The organism is Microcoleus sp. T2B6, assembly GCF_036700475.1.
In the GTDB taxonomy this organism is placed as follows: Bacteria; Cyanobacteriota; Cyanobacteriia; order Cyanobacteriales; family Microcoleaceae; genus Microcoleus.
Genome location: NZ_JAUBOZ010000123.1, coordinates 1,540 through 20,055 on the forward strand (window position 1 = coordinate 1,540; position 18,516 = coordinate 20,055).

General features: G+C 47.3%; 16 protein-coding genes. 8 read left to right on the plus strand and 8 right to left on the minus strand.

The window, feature by feature from the left end; translation table 11 throughout:
• Positions 1-1,007: Calx-beta domain-containing protein (locus QUA00_RS31920; protein WP_333412397.1), on the plus strand; the 1,007-nt coding region annotated here is incomplete at its 5' end.
• Between the two features lie 459 nt (positions 1,008-1,466).
• Here the strand turns inward: QUA00_RS31920 and QUA00_RS36980 are convergent.
• Both QUA00_RS36980 and QUA00_RS31925 read right to left on the minus strand, forming a co-directional pair.
• Positions 1,467-1,565, minus strand: a complete 99-nt coding sequence (locus QUA00_RS36980; protein ID WP_445252099.1) for a hypothetical protein — start codon at positions 1,563-1,565, stop codon at positions 1,467-1,469.
• A gap of 107 nt (positions 1,566-1,672) precedes the next feature.
• A complete protein-coding gene (locus QUA00_RS31925; RefSeq protein WP_333103496.1) occupies positions 1,673-1,876 on the minus strand; it encodes a hypothetical protein in 204 nt (67 codons plus the stop codon).
• A gap of 386 nt (positions 1,877-2,262) precedes the next feature.
• On the opposite strand from QUA00_RS31925, the gene QUA00_RS31930 reads away from it, so the two are divergent.
• The 4 genes from QUA00_RS31930 to QUA00_RS31945 all read left to right on the plus strand — a co-directional run bounded on the left by QUA00_RS31930 (position 2,263) and on the right by QUA00_RS31945 (position 7,077).
• The gene (locus tag QUA00_RS31930) at positions 2,263-2,403 is read left to right on the plus strand and encodes a hypothetical protein (protein ID WP_333412399.1); all 141 of its coding nucleotides are present in this window, start codon (positions 2,263-2,265) and stop codon (positions 2,401-2,403) included.
• Positions 2,404-2,635: 232 nt separating this feature from the next.
• The gene (locus QUA00_RS31935) at positions 2,636-4,363 is read left to right on the plus strand and encodes a diflavin flavoprotein (RefSeq protein ID WP_333412401.1); all 1,728 of its coding nucleotides are present in this window, start codon (positions 2,636-2,638) and stop codon (positions 4,361-4,363) included.
• A gap of 346 nt (positions 4,364-4,709) precedes the next feature.
• The gene (locus QUA00_RS31940; RefSeq protein WP_333138892.1) at positions 4,710-5,339 is read left to right on the plus strand and encodes a hypothetical protein; all 630 of its coding nucleotides are present in this window, start codon (positions 4,710-4,712) and stop codon (positions 5,337-5,339) included.
• Positions 5,332-7,077, plus strand: coding sequence for a diflavin flavoprotein (locus tag QUA00_RS31945; RefSeq protein ID WP_333412403.1), 1,746 nt, complete (start codon positions 5,332-5,334; stop codon positions 7,075-7,077). Before QUA00_RS31940 ends, QUA00_RS31945 begins: the two co-directional genes overlap by 8 nt.
• Positions 7,078-7,270: 193 nt before the next feature.
• On the opposite strand, the gene pgsA is transcribed toward QUA00_RS31945, so the two are convergent.
• The 5 genes from pgsA to QUA00_RS31970 form a co-directional block, all read right to left on the minus strand.
• Positions 7,271-7,789: a CDP-diacylglycerol--glycerol-3-phosphate 3-phosphatidyltransferase gene (pgsA, locus tag QUA00_RS31950; protein WP_333412404.1), complete on the minus strand. Its 519-nt coding sequence runs from the start codon at positions 7,787-7,789 to the stop codon at positions 7,271-7,273.
• 68 nt (positions 7,790-7,857) lie between these two features.
• Positions 7,858-8,703, minus strand: coding sequence for an ADP-ribosylglycohydrolase family protein (locus QUA00_RS31955; protein ID WP_333412406.1), 846 nt, complete (start codon positions 8,701-8,703; stop codon positions 7,858-7,860).
• A gap of 81 nt (positions 8,704-8,784) precedes the next feature.
• Positions 8,785-9,495 (minus strand): sugar transferase, encoded by a 711-nt coding sequence (locus QUA00_RS31960; protein ID WP_333412408.1) that lies wholly within the window; start codon positions 9,493-9,495, stop codon positions 8,785-8,787.
• Between the two features lie 274 nt (positions 9,496-9,769).
• Positions 9,770-14,128, minus strand: coding sequence for a hypothetical protein (locus tag QUA00_RS31965; RefSeq protein WP_333412409.1), 4,359 nt, complete (start codon positions 14,126-14,128; stop codon positions 9,770-9,772).
• A 546-nt stretch (positions 14,129-14,674) separates the two neighbouring features.
• Positions 14,675-14,935 (minus strand): hypothetical protein, encoded by a 261-nt coding sequence (locus QUA00_RS31970; RefSeq protein WP_333103480.1) that lies wholly within the window; start codon positions 14,933-14,935, stop codon positions 14,675-14,677.
• Positions 14,936-15,594: 659 nt separating this feature from the next.
• Between QUA00_RS31970 and QUA00_RS31975 the strand changes: the two genes are divergently transcribed.
• The 3 genes from QUA00_RS31975 (at position 15,595) to QUA00_RS31985 (ending at position 17,902) form a co-directional block, all read left to right on the plus strand.
• Entirely contained in the window at positions 15,595-16,308 is a 714-nt protein-coding gene (locus QUA00_RS31975) for a Crp/Fnr family transcriptional regulator (RefSeq protein WP_333290119.1), read from the plus strand.
• Positions 16,309-16,398: 90 nt separating this feature from the next.
• Positions 16,399-16,896, plus strand: coding sequence for a universal stress protein (locus QUA00_RS31980; RefSeq protein WP_333138919.1), 498 nt, complete (start codon positions 16,399-16,401; stop codon positions 16,894-16,896).
• 250 nt (positions 16,897-17,146) lie between these two features.
• Positions 17,147-17,902 (plus strand): DUF2232 domain-containing protein, encoded by a 756-nt coding sequence (locus tag QUA00_RS31985; protein WP_333138921.1) that lies wholly within the window; start codon positions 17,147-17,149, stop codon positions 17,900-17,902.
• 353 nt (positions 17,903-18,255) lie between these two features.
• Here the strand turns inward: QUA00_RS31985 and QUA00_RS31990 are convergent.
• A partial coding sequence (locus QUA00_RS31990; protein WP_333310318.1) for a hypothetical protein occupies positions 18,256-18,516 on the minus strand: 261 nt, incomplete at its 5' end.

An 18,516-nucleotide genomic window follows, 5' to 3' on the forward strand; every position in this document is an offset into this window, starting at 1 on the left:
CGATTAACGTTACTCGCACCGGTGGCACGGCGGCTGCATCGATTAACTACGCTACTCTTGACGGTTCGGCAAGTTCAACAGGCAGTGCCCCGGATTACACTGGAACGGCGGCGGGGGTGTTGAATTTTGATGCGGGGGTAACTACCGCTAGTTTCACTGTGACGGCTTTGACTGATTCGATTTTGGAATCGCCCGAAACGGTGAATTTGGTGCTCTTCGGTGGCAATGTCGCCAGTAGTCCGTCAATTTTGACGATTAATGATGTGCCGCCAACTCCGGGGACAACTCCGACTCCAGCAACATCAACAGCAACCCAGTTTGTTTTTAGTGCGCCTACTTTCAGCACTCAGGAATCATCTGGCTTTGCTACGGTGACAGTCAATCGCATCGGCCCTAATACGGGGACTGCAACGATTAGCTACAGTACTCTTGACGGCACCGCCCTATCAACTGGAACTGCGGTTGATTATTCCTCTAGTGCTGGTGTACTCAACTTTGGCCCTGGGGTAACTTCCACGACGTTCAGCATCTTTGTCAATCCTGATACTGTGCCTGAAATGACTGAGACTGTTAACCTATTTCTCAACAACGGCCCCGTCGGCACTCCGTCAACAGCAAGACTAGACATTATTGACGGTAGCGGCGGTGCATCTGGCAATGTCTTCCAGTATAGTGCGTCTGATTACGGCACGATCGCCACTCAGGGGGGCGGCACAACGGTTACAGTTACCCGCTCAAGCGGCTTAGGTGCAGCATCGATTGATTATATTATTCTGGCGGGTACTCCAGGCAGCGGCCCTGCACCTGTATATGGTGACTACTCGCTTATGCCGGGCGGCCCCACTGGCGGCACGTTGTCCTTCGCCAACGGCCAACTCAGCCAAACCTTTACTCTTCGAGACAACCCATTTAGTACCAATAATGGGACTGTGCGCTTAGGTCTTGCTAACCCCACTGCGGGCTACAGTTTCGGCAGTACAGCGGCAACAAGTATCACTCTCATCTAAGGCTGTTAGTAGGGCGAGGAATCCTTGCTCTACTAATATATCCCCCAAGTAGTTAAATGCTTTTTATCAGTCTGATTCCTCACTACAGCTTTTTTCAAGAAAGTGAGGTACGCGGGTAAAATCTTCGCTGTGTGACAGTCGCTGGCACCGACAGCTAATGGGATTCACCTACAGGGCTGATTGTGGGCGACCTCGACCCGAATCTCATTGCTGGTGCTACTTTCGTCACCTTCAACCCATTTGCTACTTCGGTCTGATAGCACCCTTTCAAGGTCGTACTCTTAGATGCTACGCGCATTATTCGAGTACGACCTTGAACTCTTGTATATGGAAATAATTAGATGGCTATTTGCCCTTGGGCGGGGATTTTTGAGATTGTTGGTTTGTGGTAATTATTGTTAGTAAAACCCGGTTCTAAAATTATCGCTTGGATATTAGTGTTTTTTTGCGCTTACCTACTTAATCCTTAATTTGTTGATAAGCTTGCTGACACTGTTCAAAGGTTGAGGCGTCAGCTTCCCTATTCCCAAAATATAGTTGCTCATGTATTCTTAGGATCGCGAATTAAATAATTTACACTCTTGAAAGTGGGATGGGCGTCCCGCCCGCCCTTTCTGGACGGGCGGGACGCCCATCCCACAAGAACCATCAAAATTCTAAGTTATTTAATTCTCATTCCTTATCAAAGTTTCGTAAGACACTGGCTGGGGTAATTGCTGGATTAATTGCAAATATTCGCCATCAGTGCGTCTGGGTTGATAAACTACGGTTCCCGCATCATTTAACCGCTGCAACAGCGCCATGTAAAGACAGCGGCAAGCTTGGCGGTATTTGCCTTGTTGCTGCAATTTTTGCGTCGCAACAACCACTCTGCTACCGACAAATAGTTAATTGTTTGTTTCGCACTTCCATCAGTTGTTTGATTCCTTTTTTTGAAAGTATGAATATAAAAACGTAACAGTTGCCAAATCTGCCAACTTGCCCAGACTGCGAGCAATGCTAAGATTAACCAAAAGATGGCTTTAGCGATCGCCCCCAAGATGGGGGAATCAAACCAAGATGGCACTTCGACATTCGGTATATTTTGGGCAGTTTTTAGTTCCCACCACTCCTGCAATCATTGTTGCGACTGTCCTAATTGCCAACCCAAATTAGTTTTATCAAACTGAGATATTGCACCATTCTCAATAAGCCTTTTATGAACAGGCAAGATGCCTGTTCCACAAAGAGTGAAGTTTCTTGTGGAACAGGCATCTTGCCTGTTCTTGAGAATGGTGCAAGATGTGATATCAAAGGAACCTTCGGACATAGCTTTACTTCACTGAATCGATTTTGCCCTGTGGATTTGGGATTTTTTTATTCGATCGTCTTACTGCACATTTTGTACAGCTTTTAAGTTGCTACTAACTAATTGACTGCTCGATCGCAATTTCCATGCAAAACTCACTACGTCGATCGCCCAACCGAGCGAACTTGGTTTCTATACCACATATATTAGCTTTTTGTCAATAGATAGATATCACTTTTGGGATGCTTAACTAAGTGATAGGAAATTTGATAAAGATTTACAAAAGAAACGTGTCAGAATGGAAACAATAAGGTAATGGGTAAAAGACAAGGAGGCACTGATGGTAGCGCTGACTGAACGAGTCCAACGCAGATTGACGGTGGAAAAAGTCGAAATTGCCCCTGATACAACGGCAATTCGATGCCTGGACTGGGATAGAGACCGCTTTGACATCGAATTCGGACTCAAAAACGGTACAACTTACAACTCATTCATTATTCGCGGTGAAAAAACAGCCCTCGTCGATACCTCGCACGAGAAGTTTCGCCAGCAATACATGGAAACTCTGACGGGCGAAATTGACCCCAAAGAGATTGACTATCTAATTATCAGCCACACCGAACCAGACCACAGCGGTTTAGTCAAAGACGTGCTGGCGCTGGCACCCCAAGCGATTGTCGTGGGGGCGAAAGTAGCAATTCAATTTTTAGAAAACCTTGTACACCAACCCTTTGAGCGATTGGTCGTCAAAAACGGGGACAAACTAGATTTAGGAAACGACCACATTATCGAATTCGTATCGGCGCCGAACTTGCACTGGCCTGATACTATTTTCAGCTACGACAGCAAAACTCAAGTGCTGTTTACGTGCGATGCTTTCGGGATGCACTACTGTTCCGACAGCACCTTCGATGACGATTTAGCAGCAGTTGAGGAAGATTACCACTTTTATTATGAGTGCTTGATGGCTCCCAATGCTCGATCGGTACTCGCTGCGATGAAGCGGATGGCAGAATTGGGAGAAATCGGTACAGTTGCGACCGGTCACGGGCCTTTGCTGCGGCACAACGTAGTCGAACTTACCGGACGCTACAAAAAGTGGAGCCAAGCGCAAGCTAAGGCAGAAACCACTGTAGCGGTATTTTACACCTCCGACTACGGATGGAGCGATCGACTCAGCCAAGCGATCGCCCACGGTATCACCAAAACCGGTGTTGCTGTGGAAATGATGGATTTGAGAATCGCCGACTTGCAAGAAGTCCGCGAACTTGTCGGTACCGCCGCCGGTATCGTGATTTGTTCGCCGCCGAGTAGTGGTACTGCTGCTGTGAATGCCGAAGCTGCTATCAACACAATTTTAGTTGCTGCTAACAACAAACAATCTTTCGGTTTGTGCGAATCCGGCGGTGGCGATGACGCATCGATTTACCCGCTGCGAAACAAGTTCAAAGAGTTGGGTTTAAAAGAAGCATTTCCCAACATTTTGATTAAAGAATCACCGACAGAAGCGAGTTATCAACTTTGCGACGAAGCCGGCACCGACTTGGGACAGTGGCTGACGCGGGACAAGGCTGTCAAACAGATGAAAGCCCTCGATAGCGACCTCGATAAAGCTTTGGGACGGATCAGCGGCGGACTGTACATCATCACCGCTCAAAAAGGCGAGGTTAGCGGTGCGATGTTGGCTTCTTGGGTAACGCAAGCCAGCTTTAAACCGCTGGGTTTAACAATAGCAGTTGCCAAGGATCGGGCGATCGAATCGATGATGCACGCGGGAGATAAATTTGTTCTCAACGTGCTCGAAGAAGGCAATTATCAAACCTTGATGAGACACTTTTTAAAGCGTTTTGCTCCTGGTGCCGATCGATTTGCCGGAGTTAAAACTCAACCAGCAACCAACGGTTCTCCGATTTTGACAGATTCCTTGGCTTACATGGAATGTGAAGTAGTGAGCCGGATGGAACTTTCGGATCATCATATCGTATATGCGATCGTCGATAACGGCCGCGTATCCAATCCCGATGCGCTGCCTGCCGTTCACCACCGCAAAGTGGGAAATCACTATTAGGATGTCAGTTGACGGTTGACAGTTGACTGTTGTCAGTTGACTGTTGGCTGTTGGCTGTTGTCAGGAGCAAGAGGGAAATTCAACGATATATTGATTGACTGTCTGAGTCAACCCACCCCAAACGTATTAGTAAGGTGCGTCAGCCGATGTTTTATTCGACTTCATCATCGATTATCTACTGACGCACCCTACAATTACAGTCCAAGACGCAACTGGCTACGCAAAAACTCTCACCTTTGGGTGCTGGTGGCGCACCTTACGGGGTTTCTGGGTGTTGGGTGCGCCACCAGCAGCAAACCGGGCAAACCGTTGTCATTTAGACTCCATTTTAATAGGGGAATTGCCAATGCCTGCCAATCTTTTAGAAGACCGAGATTACACAATTATTATTGCCAGAAGCGATGCCAGCAGAGACCCTCAACATCCTTGGTATCAGGAGTGGGTAGAAGCACAGGCATCTCTGATTGACTTAGCAAAAAAATGTCAGCAATTTGACAGCGACGGCATCACCCTTTATGAAGCTTCTACTCCGATGTGGGAGTATAAAAATTCAAATGTTGCCCGGTTAGCTGAAATTTTGCAGCGACAAAATACGCAACCGGATTCAGCAAACCCCACTGAAATTAATTTGGAAGAAGCTCTGAAAGCAACTTTTAACGATTATTTCGCCAGCCAACCAAATGCCAAAGGCAAGAACGGAGCAATAATTGTTGTAGTCCTAGATCAAAAACCAGAAAATACCGCTGCTGTAGCTGAAATTATTGTAAGTGCAGCAAATAAAATAGATAAAGACGAAGAAATTGGAGTGAGCTTTATCCAAATTGGGGATGATTTGAAAACCAGGGAATTTCTGATTGACCTGGATACCAATTTACAGGGTAGAGGCGCAAGGTTTGATATTGTAGATACCAAGTTTTGGCACGAAATCAAAAGAAGTTCTGTAGTTCAGTTTCTCATAGGTGCAATTAATGACTAACACTTTGACTCCTAGACTCGCATCTGATGCCAAACCCCGCGACGTACAGTTTATCCCGATCGCACTCGATACTTTTATTCTGCGATCGCGCACTTGGGATAGACTCAAATTTGAAGTCGAGTATTCGCTGCAAAAGGGTACGACAGCCAATAGCTATATTATTCAAGCTGACAAAACTGCTTTGTTCGACCCGCCTGGGGAATCTTTTACTCAAAATTATCTGGAATTTTTGCAGCAACGGGTGGACTTGACTAAGCTGGATTACATAATTTTGGGGCATTTCAATGCTAACAGGTCAGTAACAATTAAAGGTCTGTTAGATTTAGCTCCTGAAGTAGCTTTGGTTTGCACGAATCCCGCCGCAATTAGTTTGCGCGCCGCTTTTCCCGAACAAGAGTTAAACATTATGATCGTTCGGGGAGAAGAAACTCTCAACTTAGGAAAAGGGCACGCCTTAAAATTTATCGCGACTCCGACTCCCCGTTGGCCAGATCAACTTTGCACCTACGATCCGCAAACTAGAATCGTGTTCACTGACAAACTATTTGGAGCTCACGTTTGCGGCGACCAAGTATTCGATGAAGGGTGGAGCGTTTACAGCGAAGATCGGCGCTATTATTACGATTCCCTGCACGCATCTCAGGCCAAACAAGTGCTGACTGCAATGGATAAATTCGCCGATTTACCAGCAGCATTTTATGCTCCCGGTCACGGCCCGATCGTCCGTTACGGCCTTAATGAACTGAGCAATTTGTATCGGGAATGGAGCCAGCAACAAAATTCAAAAGACTTGACAGTTGCTTTGATTTATGCTTCTGCTTACGGAAATACGGCTACTTTAGCCCAGGCGATCGCCAAAGGAATTACGAAAGCGGGCGTTGCGGTGGAAAGTATCAACTGCGAATTTGCCGAACCGGGAGAAATTCAAGAGGCGATCGAGAAATGCGCGGGATTTATCATCGGAACTCCCACGCTAGCAGGACACGCTCCGACGCAAATTCAAACTGCTTTGGGAATTGTTTTATCTACCGCAACTAAGAGCAAATTAGCGGGGGTTTTCGGTTCTTTTGGCTGGAGTGGAGAGGCGATCGACTTAGTGGAAAACAAGCTGAAAGATGCCGGCTATCGAATTGGATTTGATCCGATTCGAGCCAAATTTAAGCCGACGGCGGCGACGATTCACGAGTGCAAAGAAGCGGGAACGGATTTTGCTCAAGCTTTGATTCGAGCGCAAAAATTGCGGGCACCGAAACCGCAGTTAGCAGCGGGGAGCGATCGCACTGAACAAGCAGTAGGGAGATTGGTTGGTTCGCTGTGCGTACTCTCGGCGAAGCGGGGGGATGTTAGCAGTGCGATGTTGGCTTCCTGGGTGTCGCAAGCAACGTTTAATCCGCCCGGTGTGACGATTGCGGTGGCCAAAGATCGATCGATCGAAGCTTTGATGTACGCCGGAGATAAATTTGTACTCAATATCTTAGCCGAAGGGCGACAGTTGCGGAAGTATTTTATGAAAAACTTTGCTCCCGGAGAAGACAGATTTGCCGGAGTCGAAACAATGGAAGCTAGCAACGGCTGTCCGGTTTTGACTGATGCTCTAGCTTATCTGGAATGCGAAGTGATAAGTCGGATGGAATGCGGCGATCACTGGGTAGTTTATGCGGCTGTTGAAAACGGTCATTTGCTCAAAAATGACGGCGTGACAGCGGTGCACTATCGGAAATCTGGGAGTCATTATTAAAGTGAAGTAATCTTGATAAATCCTCGCTTTTCCACAAGTCCGCCGGGGGTTTAAACCCCCGGCTAATAGCGAAAGTCCTCTAAAGAGGACTGATGATTTTAACAGTCCTCTTTAGAGGACTTTCGCTTTGAGGCAGGGGTTTCAACCCCTGCCGGACTGGGGGAAAGCGCGTGTTTAATGATATAAAACTCCCTTACTTTTCTTTTATTTCCTGTTCCGGCCACAGATAAATAGCGCCAGAAATCAAAGTTAAAGCCACAGAAATCCAAAAAGCAATTAATGCGGGAAAATCCCACGCTTCAGACAGAGGAGCAATTAAAAGTGCGATCGCCACAATCTGACTCACCGTCTTCAATTTGCCCCAAATATTAGCTCCCGAAATCGTAGTTTTATTAACACGCCACCCCGCAATTGTCAACTCCCGACCAAAAATCAAAAACACTCCCCAAGCCGGGATTTTCCCCAACTCAATCAATACCAAAAGCGGCGCGAGCACCAACAATTTATCGACCAAAGGATCGAGAAACTTACCCAAATCGGTAATTTGATTCAGTTTCCTAGCCAAATAGCCGTCCAGCCAATCAGTAGCCGCAGCTACCACAAAAATTGCGGTGCAAATCCAGCGGCTTTGCGCGCTTGGGTCGTACAAACCGTAGAGCAGAAAAGGCACTCCCAGTAAGCGAGAAAAAGTAATCAAATTAGGCAAATTCATAATAGCAAGAAGTTCGGCAACGCGCAGTGTATCGGGATTTAACGGATGTAACAGATATCAGGAAGAAATCAGAAGTCGATCGTGCAATTCATTAACTGTCGATCCAGTTCTATGATATAATCTCGGCCGTAAGATTGATTTTCTAATCCTTGTACCAGATTTTCTGGCAGGTCTTGGGCAATTTCACTGCTACAGGAACCAGCCGCTAAAGCAATAGTGGCTACTGTATCCACATCTCCCGAAAAGGCAATGCAATCTTGGAGCAGTTTGCTCATACTATCATTTCGCACGATCGCAGTAATAGCTGCTCTAACACAGACCAAACCTTTAACGCTGACTTGTCCTTGCCAAGGTATCGACCACTCACCAGCTACGTGCCTTTCTAGAAAATTTCCCAAATTCTTCTTTAAACCTAGCTGATAAATAAAGTAATGGGACATCAAAGCAGCGGCTATAGCTGCATTAATGCCATCGGGAGTGTTGTGAGTAATTGCAGCTTGAACGGTAGCATTCTCGATGACTTTTTCAATAGTAGGAAAAATGCCAATGGGGCCTGCTCGCATCGCAGAGCCGCTTTTATCGCTAGCAGAGTAAATTTTTTCTAAGAATTCTTTTCCGTCTTGAACTTGTAGCAAAAAATTGTAAAATTTGCCCGCATAACCAAATCGCCGATCGCGGTGAAAAGCTGCAACAAATTTACTGGCTAAAAGTTCCGGCGTCCAAGGTTCTCGGCTGACGATCGCTTCTGCGACGGCTAAACTCATCTGCGTATCGTCTGTGTAACATCCAGGCTGGATGTCGTGATGGGGATGCTTTATGTAAGCGTTGAGATTGTTGTACAATTCGATCGTCTGCTGGTCAACAAATTCAAAACCCGCACCATAAGCGTCACCAATCGCTAATTCTATTAACATATATTTAATCAGTTCCCAGCTATTTCATCCCCTGTTTTTTCCTAAAATAATAAAAAAAACAACCCAAAACAACTTACCTATCTAACACGCACCGTTTTTGCTGAAGACCACCCCAATTGTTTTGCAAATCAGAGTGATGTCGTAGACAACAGACCACTTGCCCTGATAGGCGAGATCCATCTGCACAATTTCGTCAAAGTCTTTGACTCCAGACCGTCCGTGGACTTGCCACTCCCCAGTCATACCGGGTTTGACATTTAAACGCTGCCAGTGAACAGCGTCATAGGCAGCAACTTCATCAGGAGTGGGCGGTCGAGTTCCCACTAAACTCATGTCGCCGACTAACACGTTCCAGAATTGAGGCAACTCGTCCAAACTCGTGCACCGCAAAAAGCGGCCGACGCGGGTAATTCGCGGGTCATTTTCATTCTTAAAAATGTGACCGTTGGCTTGGTTGCTAACTAAATGTTTGAGCTTTTCTGCATCGACAACCATCGATCGAAATTTCCACATTCTGAAATGTCGCCCTTGGAAGCTGCAGCGGACTTGACTGTACAGCAGCGGGCCCCGATCGTCCAACAGCATCGCCACTGCCACCGGCACCGCCACCACTGCAGCAATTGCCAGTCCCAGCAAGGAACCCAAAATATCGATCGACCGTTTTACCTTGCTCGTTACGGATCGGTGATGTTGTTGTTTTGATACACCGACTCTGTAAGTAAATTCTTGAAAAAATAAGGACAGCATTTCTGATAATGAGGATTTCGACGAGGCACCCATCGGAAATTTCATATGATTTGTCTCAACTTTAACGATCTCTTACGTCCATCTTATTAGCCATCCCAAATCTGCAGAACCTGAAATACTCAGCTTTGCACAATCTTTAAAAACCCATAACACTTTTATAAAGTTTCTATGTGTTTTTTCTAAAAACGTATAAAGTTTATGTAAAGTTACGTAAATTTACTGAAAAAAGTTAGTCCTGGATGCAAAAAAACCTGGTTTCGACTAGGACTCTTCCCGGAAGACAGGGAGGGTGCTACAGAGAAACCGGGTTTTTTGCCGTTTAGCGATAAATATCGGTGCGAACATCCCAAGCAAGTGTTAGCGGCTCTAACAATTTTTGCTGGCTGCTAGAGGCGAGTTTGCCTAAATATTCGCGAACAACAGAGGCGTGTTCGAGATTCAAACGATAACCCCGCGAGACATCTTCCAAGAAAAGCGGCTCAGCCAAAATTGCTTCCCAATCAGGATTTTGCCTCGACTCCTCGGCCAGCAGCATGAAATCTTCCTCCGCAGGCACAAGCCCCGCCGGCAAATTTCCTTCCAAAATCCGCAAAATTCGGGGTTCGCAGGTGCGGGTATTCACGCCTTGGCGTTCCAACAACTGCAAAATTTCCTGAAAGCTCAGAGTTTCCTCACCCAAAACCTGCATTAATTCCCACAGCAGAAAAAAGTCGCTGTACTGCTGCTGCGACACACCCAAAATTTGAGGATAGAGAGCCAAACTGGCTAACCCGCAGGCAACTCGACCAATTTTTTGGGGGAAATTTGTACTTTGAGATACAGAATTTAATGCAGAATTGTCAATCTCAAAAATATCTCGATCGCCCTGCAAATCCTGGTCTTGAACCACGATCGCATTCGGCAACTTCTGCCGCAACCAGCGGGCGATCGCAGGCCAAGCACCCATACCCCCCGCACAAATCGCCTGATTAATCCCCGCCGGCGACATTCCGGCGCGGCTGAGCAAAGCATTCAATTCACGATTCAACTGCTGCACAAAAGGCACTAAAACCAGACTTTCCAAATCTTTGCGCTTCACATCCCAATGCTGCTGGCCAATATCCAAAGCAAAACTTTTTTGATGTTGCAAAATAACTTTTATTTGCCTTGCCGCCTCTAACAATTGCAAACCAAAAGCAGAACCTTGTAACTGCTGCTGCAATTGATAACGACTCGGCAAATCTGGATGACCAGGACGTGGCAAATCGATCGACATTCCCCAAGTTTCATTTTTAGCCAACAACTGACAGATAATATCCTGATCGAAAGCATCGCCAGCCGCATCAAAACTGTGGCAAGTAAAATCAGCACGAGTTAAATCTTGAAGATTGGACGGCAACTCAACTAAAGCTAATTCCACCGTCGCCGCCCCCGCATTCAAAATCAAAGTTCCCCCGCTAAAAGACGAAGCATTCACAGCCAGCGGTGCAGTTTCTTCACCGCCCTTAGCAGAATCCACGGCTGACGACTCGACTTCCATGTTATTTTTCACAGGAGTTACAGCAGCAAGCAAAGTGGCGATCGCATCTTCCACCACAAAAATTTGCGAACATGAAGCCACCAGAGACGCGCCCAAAACAGCCTCCCGCAGATTAAACATATAAACATCCGACCAGCCGGCCGGAGTCCCCAAAATTACACCCTGCAAGTCTAAAAGCGCCGCATCGAGAGTTTCTGGCGTCAATCCCGAAGCCCTACAAATTAAATTAGAAACTGGCAATCCTACAAAATTCGCCCTTGGTGTAGAATCCAAAATTTCCCCCGATTCGGCAAATTTTTGTCCCCGCAAACTCGGATTCAAAGTAGCCAGCAGTGCCCGCACACCTTGCAGCGGCAAGGCGATCGAAAAAGTCTCCAAGGGCGACCACTGCAACAGCGGTTCGTACATCCCAGCAGCCTCCCGCTGATAAGGAATGCCCACCTTTAAAGGCCATTTAAAATTTTCCAGTAAAAATTCTCCAGCAGGCAAAGCCTGGGGTCGGAATCCCACCGACTTGACTGTCACCTCTGACCCTGGGCTACCTGGGGATGTTTCCGCCATCACCGCAGCCGAGGGAATCCGACAACTGGCGTCTGCTGCCCAAGCCTCAGCCTGCGATGCTTCCCAGTAAATCGGGTGCAATTCGCCGCTGGTGCGATCGACCAAAGTCGCAGACAGACCGGTGGAACCAAAATCAATGCCCAAATACCAGCTAGAATTCCCGCGTTTTGGGGATGGGGCGATCGCACCTGCTGCAGAATGCCCAGCCGAGTCTTGCTGCTGTGTTTCGGCAAACTCGCTAAAATCGGTTTTCCCCTCAACCACTCCTGCTTTACTCTCTGTCGAAATTAGGTTTTTTTTTTGACTTTCTGGAGGACTCGATCGCAGTTCGTTAGTTTCGGCAGTTTCTGGAGGGGGAGAATCAGTCAAAGGTCGATCGGTCTCGGTCAAACTAGCCAAAATCTCGTCTAGCGTCAAATTCGAGTCGTCTTCCTCCGCAAACAAATCATCCTCAAGTTCGTTTTCCAAAACAAAGGGTTCATCCTCAGAGGAGAGTTCCAACACATCGGAGAACAAATCCTCCAGCGTGCCGAGTTCTTCCTCTGCCGCCTCCGCAAAGGGATTGTTTGCAATGCCTTCGGAGGAACTCGCCGATAAATCCAAGCTGTTAGCGACTGAGAAATTCGATCGCCCGAAGCTAGTATTTTCCAATCCCTCCAGATTGTAGAGGTCTGCCTCCAAAAGTTCCAGAGTATTGTTGTCCAAATTTAGAGCTCGATCGAGGTCATCTTCTAATTCCTCGACTGGCAGCAAATCCTCGTCCGGCGAAGCTTGGATGTACCCATCATCGAGCCCCTGCGAGGATGAGTCGAACTCGCCAGTTTGAACGTCACCGGCACTCGGCACACGGGGCCCGGCACTGGGGCCGTTTGGGCTAATTTCTGCAGGCGTTCTCGACGGCAAAGCTGCTGATTGAGGGACTGTAGCGCCGAACTGCTCGCCTTGGTTTTGAGCCGTTTCTAGATTTTCTCGATCGTCCGTGTCAATTTGCAGCTCAGCGGTTGAGGCTGGTGCTTCTGAAACTTGAGGTACTGTTGCCCCTTGCGGTTCAAATAAATCTGCTGTATCTAAAGTTAGAGCTTCTACAGAATTACCCATTACAAAGTCTGAATCTTCATCTACTAAAATCTCTTCCAGAGATTCGCCTTCATCCAGCAGATTTACAAACAAATCTTCGGTCATTTTTAGCGATTCGGCAGTTTCCTTATCCGTCGCCGCTTGATCTTGTACACCTTCACTTTGGGGCTCAATTACAGTATTCTCTACTGGGGTACTTTCGATTTGTAATTCTACTTCAGGAACCGCTTCTCCCGCGAACAAACTTGCATACAAATCCTCAATATTTTCGCCTGTTTGTGTTAAGCTATTCTCCGATTTACCGCCAGAAAACTCAGTTGCATTTCCCGATGTTTCGGGTGCAGAACCGAACAAATTATCTTGCAACTCCGGGAGCAAAATTGGGGCTTGAATGCGATCGCGGTCGCGCCTCAACTGTCTGAATTGCGGAGAAATTTCTGTACCGGCGTAGGGAAATCTGTCTTGTTCTCCGAATTCGCCGGTGCGAATTTCCTGCACCGAGTCTCCAGTCTGAGTCTCTGTGGCTGAGTGCTCGATCGCAGTATTTGAAGGGGCGGGAGCGACAGAAGATCGATCGGCTGCGGTTGGGGTGACGGTTTCGAGATTATTTGCTAAATCGATCGGTTGTTGAACGTAGGAAGAGGCTTCTCGCCCCAACTGTGAGGCCAAGTGGTTGACCAAAGCCGCGAACATCGCCTCGCTCTGCTGGCTCAAACCGTACATATTTTCGAGTTCTTGTCTCAAGGAAGCTTGATAGCTTTGCAGATTTGCTTGCAAAGCCTCGAACACGATAGCCATCCTAGAATCGAGACTCATCAGCAGACTGTCAGCATGAGATTGGAACAGTTGCATTTGCTCCAACCTCTGAGCCGGCGTCAGCAGCGGGTGTTCTTCTGAGGTTTGTGGGTTAAGTGTTACGTCAATAGCCGATTGTTCATCAGGCGCACTGCCCAAAGAGTAAGGTGCTGCGCTGCTTTGCAATAACTGATTTTCTAGGGAACTTAGAATTTGGGAGAAATCGCTAGTCAAGGTTTCTTCCAAGCGGGCAGTCAGTACCTGCAAGAATTCACCAATGATTTGCTGTTGGTTGGCTTGTTGCTGAGCTAGGGATTGTTGCTGCTGCCGTTTTGCTTCTAGCAGTTTGATTTCTTGAATTAGAGCTTGCTGCTCTTGCCGCAGAGCTTCTATGTCTTCTTGGAGCGGCCCTGTCAGGCTGGAACGCAGGTGGCTGATTTCTCCGGTTACGGCAAGCATGATTTGCTCTGCGGCTGAGGGGCCAGGGGCGGGCAGAGGCACTTTGGGTACTGGAACTGGTTGCGGGCGGACATTTGGGCGGGCGGGGGCCTTTGGGGCCGTTAGCTTTGAGTCTGAGGAAACCAGATAAGCGCGAACTCGCTCTAAAAGTTGGCGCTGGTGGACAGTATCAAGAGAACCCGTCCAAGGCAAGCGGGGTGCGGGCTTGCTGAGTACCTCGTCTATCTCAGCAATCAGTGCTTGAATTTTGTACTTCTGAGAATTCAAGGGCGGAACCTCTGGGAATGCGGCTTGGGAGAAACTTTACCGAAAAAAGACTGAACTCAGGCGGCAGCGATGCCAATAGATAGAATAATCTGAATGCGAGTCAGTCAGTAATTCACTAATATTTTCTGACCGAAGAACGAGACGCAAGCCCCCGGCCCCGGCCGTGGGGATAAGTCGGTAGCGGTTTCAACCGCCTTCAGTGTTTGATATAATTTGAGTAGCAAGTAAGAACAACCCTCTACGTGAGGAATCATTCTAGTACGGAGAGATCCCGGCAACGGAGATATCCGCCTTTGATGCGGAATACTTAAAGGGCAAATAATGGCAGAGTGAGGAGCGTACCTATCTGGCTTTTGTGGTGGACTCAGAAAGCGAAAATAATTTAAAAGTAAGCGCAATTGCAACACCTCTCATGCTGGTAGTTGTTTTGAGCGTGTAGGGGGACTTTTGCCTGTCCCTTTCAAGTTCGTCTTGAAGAATCCCCCGGATTGGGCCGTGGGGAGTGTCAAAACTGTTAATTAACGTTTTGTCTTCGGATAACTTCTATTATTGCCTATGATAGGTTAGCCGGTACTTCCGCACCAAATGCCCGCTTCTATCAAGTGCAAATGCTGTCAAATTCTGCGGCTCAGGGGCGAGTTTCCTGACCCGGAGGCTGATTCCTGCTCGGAATAGCTGCGATCCCCACAAACTTTTGCCTTCACCTGCTTGAACGGCGGGCCGCACACTGTCACCGCGTGTTTCGTTAGCATGGCGGCGCGCCACTGTCTCTTCATCTTTCACCGACTTGGAAAAAACCTCAAACAATTTGCGATTTGGGATGCCGGATTTGGGATTGTCCCCGTACAGTCGGTTTGAGTAACCTTTTATTATAGCCTTTTATCTGTATTTATGGCTAGATACTAATGGTACAATAATCTTGGGGTAGCAGAAAAGTTTGCTGGGAAGTGGGTGGGTTTCGCTCGCCAAGAGCGCCCGCCTTTAGGCTCGCAATGGCTGTGGATTTTGCCGATCGTGCTGACATTTACCAGGTTCTAGGCAGTTGCTCGGATTTGGGAGCTGTCTGCCGTGCTTGCACCCCTTGTGCTCGTGGATTTGGCCTTCTCGACTGCTGGGCTGACTGACAACAAATCTCTCAGCAGTGTTAAGCTTGTCTTCGCGAAGTGCTTGTCTTCGGTAATTCGATCGGCTCAGTCGTTTGCCACATTGCTAAAATTTTGTTAATAAAATTTGCTCCGTGGTATATATCTAAAAAATTATGGTATATTCTTTAGTTTCTGGCTCGCAATCAGAGCTTGAGGCTATTAATTCCCATATTGGGCCTTTGACCGCAAAACTTTAGAGGTAAAATTGCCGATTTTAGATCCTTGTTTCTCAAATCTTGAATCTCAAATCGAATGACTCGGCTGCAAGCTATTTCTAACTGCCCAGCGCAGATCAAGCGCGTAAATTAAAATGATGGCCTCATGGAAGACCGCTTTAACACCCGAGATCCGCAGTCCAATATAAATCAATTGATAGTTTCTACTCCTTTTTTTGCAGGCTTGCCCGATCCTGTAATTGAGAGAGCAACTCTCCACATCGTTACCCGCAGTCATCCGGCAAATCAAGTGATTTTACTCGAAAATGACTGGGGAACATCAGTGTATTTTATATTGGATGGTTGGGTGAAAATTCGCACCTACAACCTAGACGGAAAAGAAGTAACACTGAATATTTTAGGGAAAGGAGAACTGTTCGGGGAAATGGCCGCGATCGAAGAAGCACCGCGATCGACAGATGTCATCACCCTAGCCCCGACACTGATCGGCAATATGCCATCTCAGGATTTTGTGCAGCTTATTCATACCGAGCCGCTAGCAGGCATTCGCCTAGCTCAACTGATGGCGCGTCGCCTGCGACAAGTCAACCGCCGCCTGCGTTTGCGAGAGTCTGACAGTACCTCGCGAGTAGCAGATATTCTATTATTTTTGGCAGAGGGGCAAGGCAAAAAAATCATGGAAACAGGAGGTACAGAAATACCGAACCTGCCACACAGAGAATTGAGCAGCCTCAGCGGGCTGGCTCGCGAAACAGTAACGCGAGTGCTGAGCAAGCTGGAAAAAAAAGGAACTATTCAGCGCGAACGTGACGTTTTGTGCATTCCCGACCTGCACGCCTTAGAGCGTCTGTTAGTCTAGAAGTATCAGAGTTTGCTTTTATTGAATCTAATTCAAAAGCACTCTCTGTTAACTAACTGATATTAATGATTTCCCGCAGGAGGTAAAGCTGTGAGTTTTAAGAAAATTTTCGCTGCCTTAGATGATTCAGAACTGAGCCACCGCGTCTTCAGTCAAGCTTTAGAATTAGCTCTGAGCGATCGGGCCCAAGTGATGCTATTTAACTGCGTTACTGTCAACACGTTGGGCGAGACGGCAGTGCCAATTCCGGTAGATTTGGGCATGAATGTCGAGTTAATGAATCAAGCTTATCAAGCTCAACGTTTGCGGCTGGAAAGCGAGGAAAAACAGGCTTCGGGCTTGCTCAAAAATTACTGCGACGCCGCAGCAAAACAAGGATTGCAGGTAGAATTTGACTGCAAAAAGGAGGGCGATCCGGGGCATTGTATCTGTGAAGCAGCCGAAAATTGGGGCGCAGATTTAATAGTGTTGGGAAGGCGTGGCCGCACGGGCTTCACAGAAGCTTTCCTCGGCAGCGTCAGCAATTATGTCGTTCACCACGCATCTTGTTCGGTTTTTGTAATCCAGGAAGTCAAAATCGAAAAATAATGCTGCTGAAAATTTAGGCTGAGAAAACCCATCTCAAATAAGACTTGCGTTCGTACCTAAACCCGGTTTCTGCGAGCAATATTAAATTTGGCGGCGGGGCATCCAAACAGTGAAACCGGGAATCAGCCGTATGGGGCGCAAGTCCCCTAAAATCTAAAATCTAAACTCTAAAATCGGAAAATCGGGAATCAGCCGTATCGGGTGCCAGCCCCGTAAAATCTAAAATCTAAAATCTAAAATCTAAAATCGGATGAGTGATTTTTTGTCAGCAGATGCTGCGCCTAATTCGGGTAGTTCACCCAGTACAAATAACGAGCCGGAAACCGCCGATATTTCAGCAATGGCTGGCGATCGTACAAATCCAGATCCTGGGAAGCGCCCCTCTGGGGAAGCGCCTTTAAGGCTGGTAGAAACGGCTTTTTTGGCAAGTACCGCTAGCTTAATTTGGCTGGTAAATTATTACTTTCCGCTGGGGCCTTTGCTGCGGGTTTTTTTCCCGATACCCATCGCCCTGGTTTACTTGCGCTGGGGCAACCGAGCAGCTTGGATGGCAGCTTTGGTATCGGGTTTGCTGCTGTCGGTACTGATGGGCCCGACGCGGAGCATTTTATACGTGATGCCTTTTGGAATTATGGGAGTTGCGCTGGGAGGACTTTGGAGGCGCAAAGCGAGTTGGTCACTCTCTATTAGTGTGGGCGCTCTCATTGGTACTGTCGGCTTCTTTTTTCGGTTTTGGCTGCTGTCAGCGTTGGTGGGTCAAGATCTATGGGTTTACGTAACGGCCCAGGTAACAGAGATGGTGGAATGGGTGTTTGTGAAGCTGGGCTGGCTTAATGTACCGAGTTTGGACACAATTGGGGCGATCGCCGCCGGGATGATTTTAGTTAACAATATTGTCTATTTATTTGTAGTGCATTTAGTAGCTTTGCTGCTATTAGATCGTTTGGGAAATCCAATTCCGCGACCGCCAAGCTGGGTGCAAGTTTTGATCGATTATGAAGAGTAGTTATTAGTCCTTATACCAATTAAATGGGTATAACTAATTATTTTAAAAGGATTCGCCCTCGCACTTAAAATTTTGAAGAACACGTCCTGGGTGATCGTCTTCCACTTTATAAGCGCGCTCCCTATTAACTTACGCGATTTTACTTATACGGTTCTAATTGAATCCTGACCAACTTGTGAGCCAATATCGAGTTGATTAGTAGCAAGCCATTGTATTTGTGCAGGCACACTAAATATAGCGGGTCTGCGTAAGTCCTGGATTTAACGTATAGCCTTTCTCAGAAAGATGAGGTACTCATGGCCTCCGTGGCCTCCGTGGCCTCCGTGGGCATACCTCACCACGCTTGAGAACCGCTATATCATCATTCCAGCGCTGCTTCCTCCTAGATTTTTCGTTTTTACCGTACTTTTTAAGACGGCTTCAATTTTAGCTTTTGTGCATAGATCCCGCGCTCGCCCCTCTCTTCCCGAAAACCCCTTTTTCCCCGAAGCCCTTATTATTACCAAAAGTGCGATCGCACTTCCCTCAATCATAAATTGGGAGCATCTCATATTTGTAAAAATACTTCTTCTGGCTCCTTCCTTCTTCTGGCTCCTTCCTTCTTCTTCTTTCCT

Excerpts from the sequence above, each read along its gene's own strand:
- QUA00_RS31955 (WP_333412406.1), bottom strand. The coding sequence starts at position 8,703 with ATGTTAATAGAATTAGCGATTGGTGACGCTTATGGTGCGGGTTTTGAA.
- QUA00_RS31960 (WP_333412408.1), bottom strand. The coding sequence starts at position 9,495 with ATGAAATTTCCGATGGGTGCCTCGTCGAAATCCTCATTATCAGAAATG.
- QUA00_RS31940 (WP_333138892.1), top strand. The coding sequence starts at position 4,710 with ATGCCTGCCAATCTTTTAGAAGACCGAGATTACACAATTATTATTGCC.
- QUA00_RS31985 (WP_333138921.1), top strand. The coding sequence starts at position 17,147 with ATGAGTGATTTTTTGTCAGCAGATGCTGCGCCTAATTCGGGTAGTTCA.
- QUA00_RS31975 (WP_333290119.1), top strand. The coding sequence starts at position 15,595 with ATGGAAGACCGCTTTAACACCCGAGATCCGCAGTCCAATATAAATCAA.
- QUA00_RS31945 (WP_333412403.1), top strand. The coding sequence starts at position 5,332 with ATGACTAACACTTTGACTCCTAGACTCGCATCTGATGCCAAACCCCGC.
- QUA00_RS31935 (WP_333412401.1), top strand. The coding sequence starts at position 2,636 with ATGGTAGCGCTGACTGAACGAGTCCAACGCAGATTGACGGTGGAAAAA.
- pgsA (WP_333412404.1), bottom strand. The coding sequence starts at position 7,789 with ATGAATTTGCCTAATTTGATTACTTTTTCTCGCTTACTGGGAGTGCCT.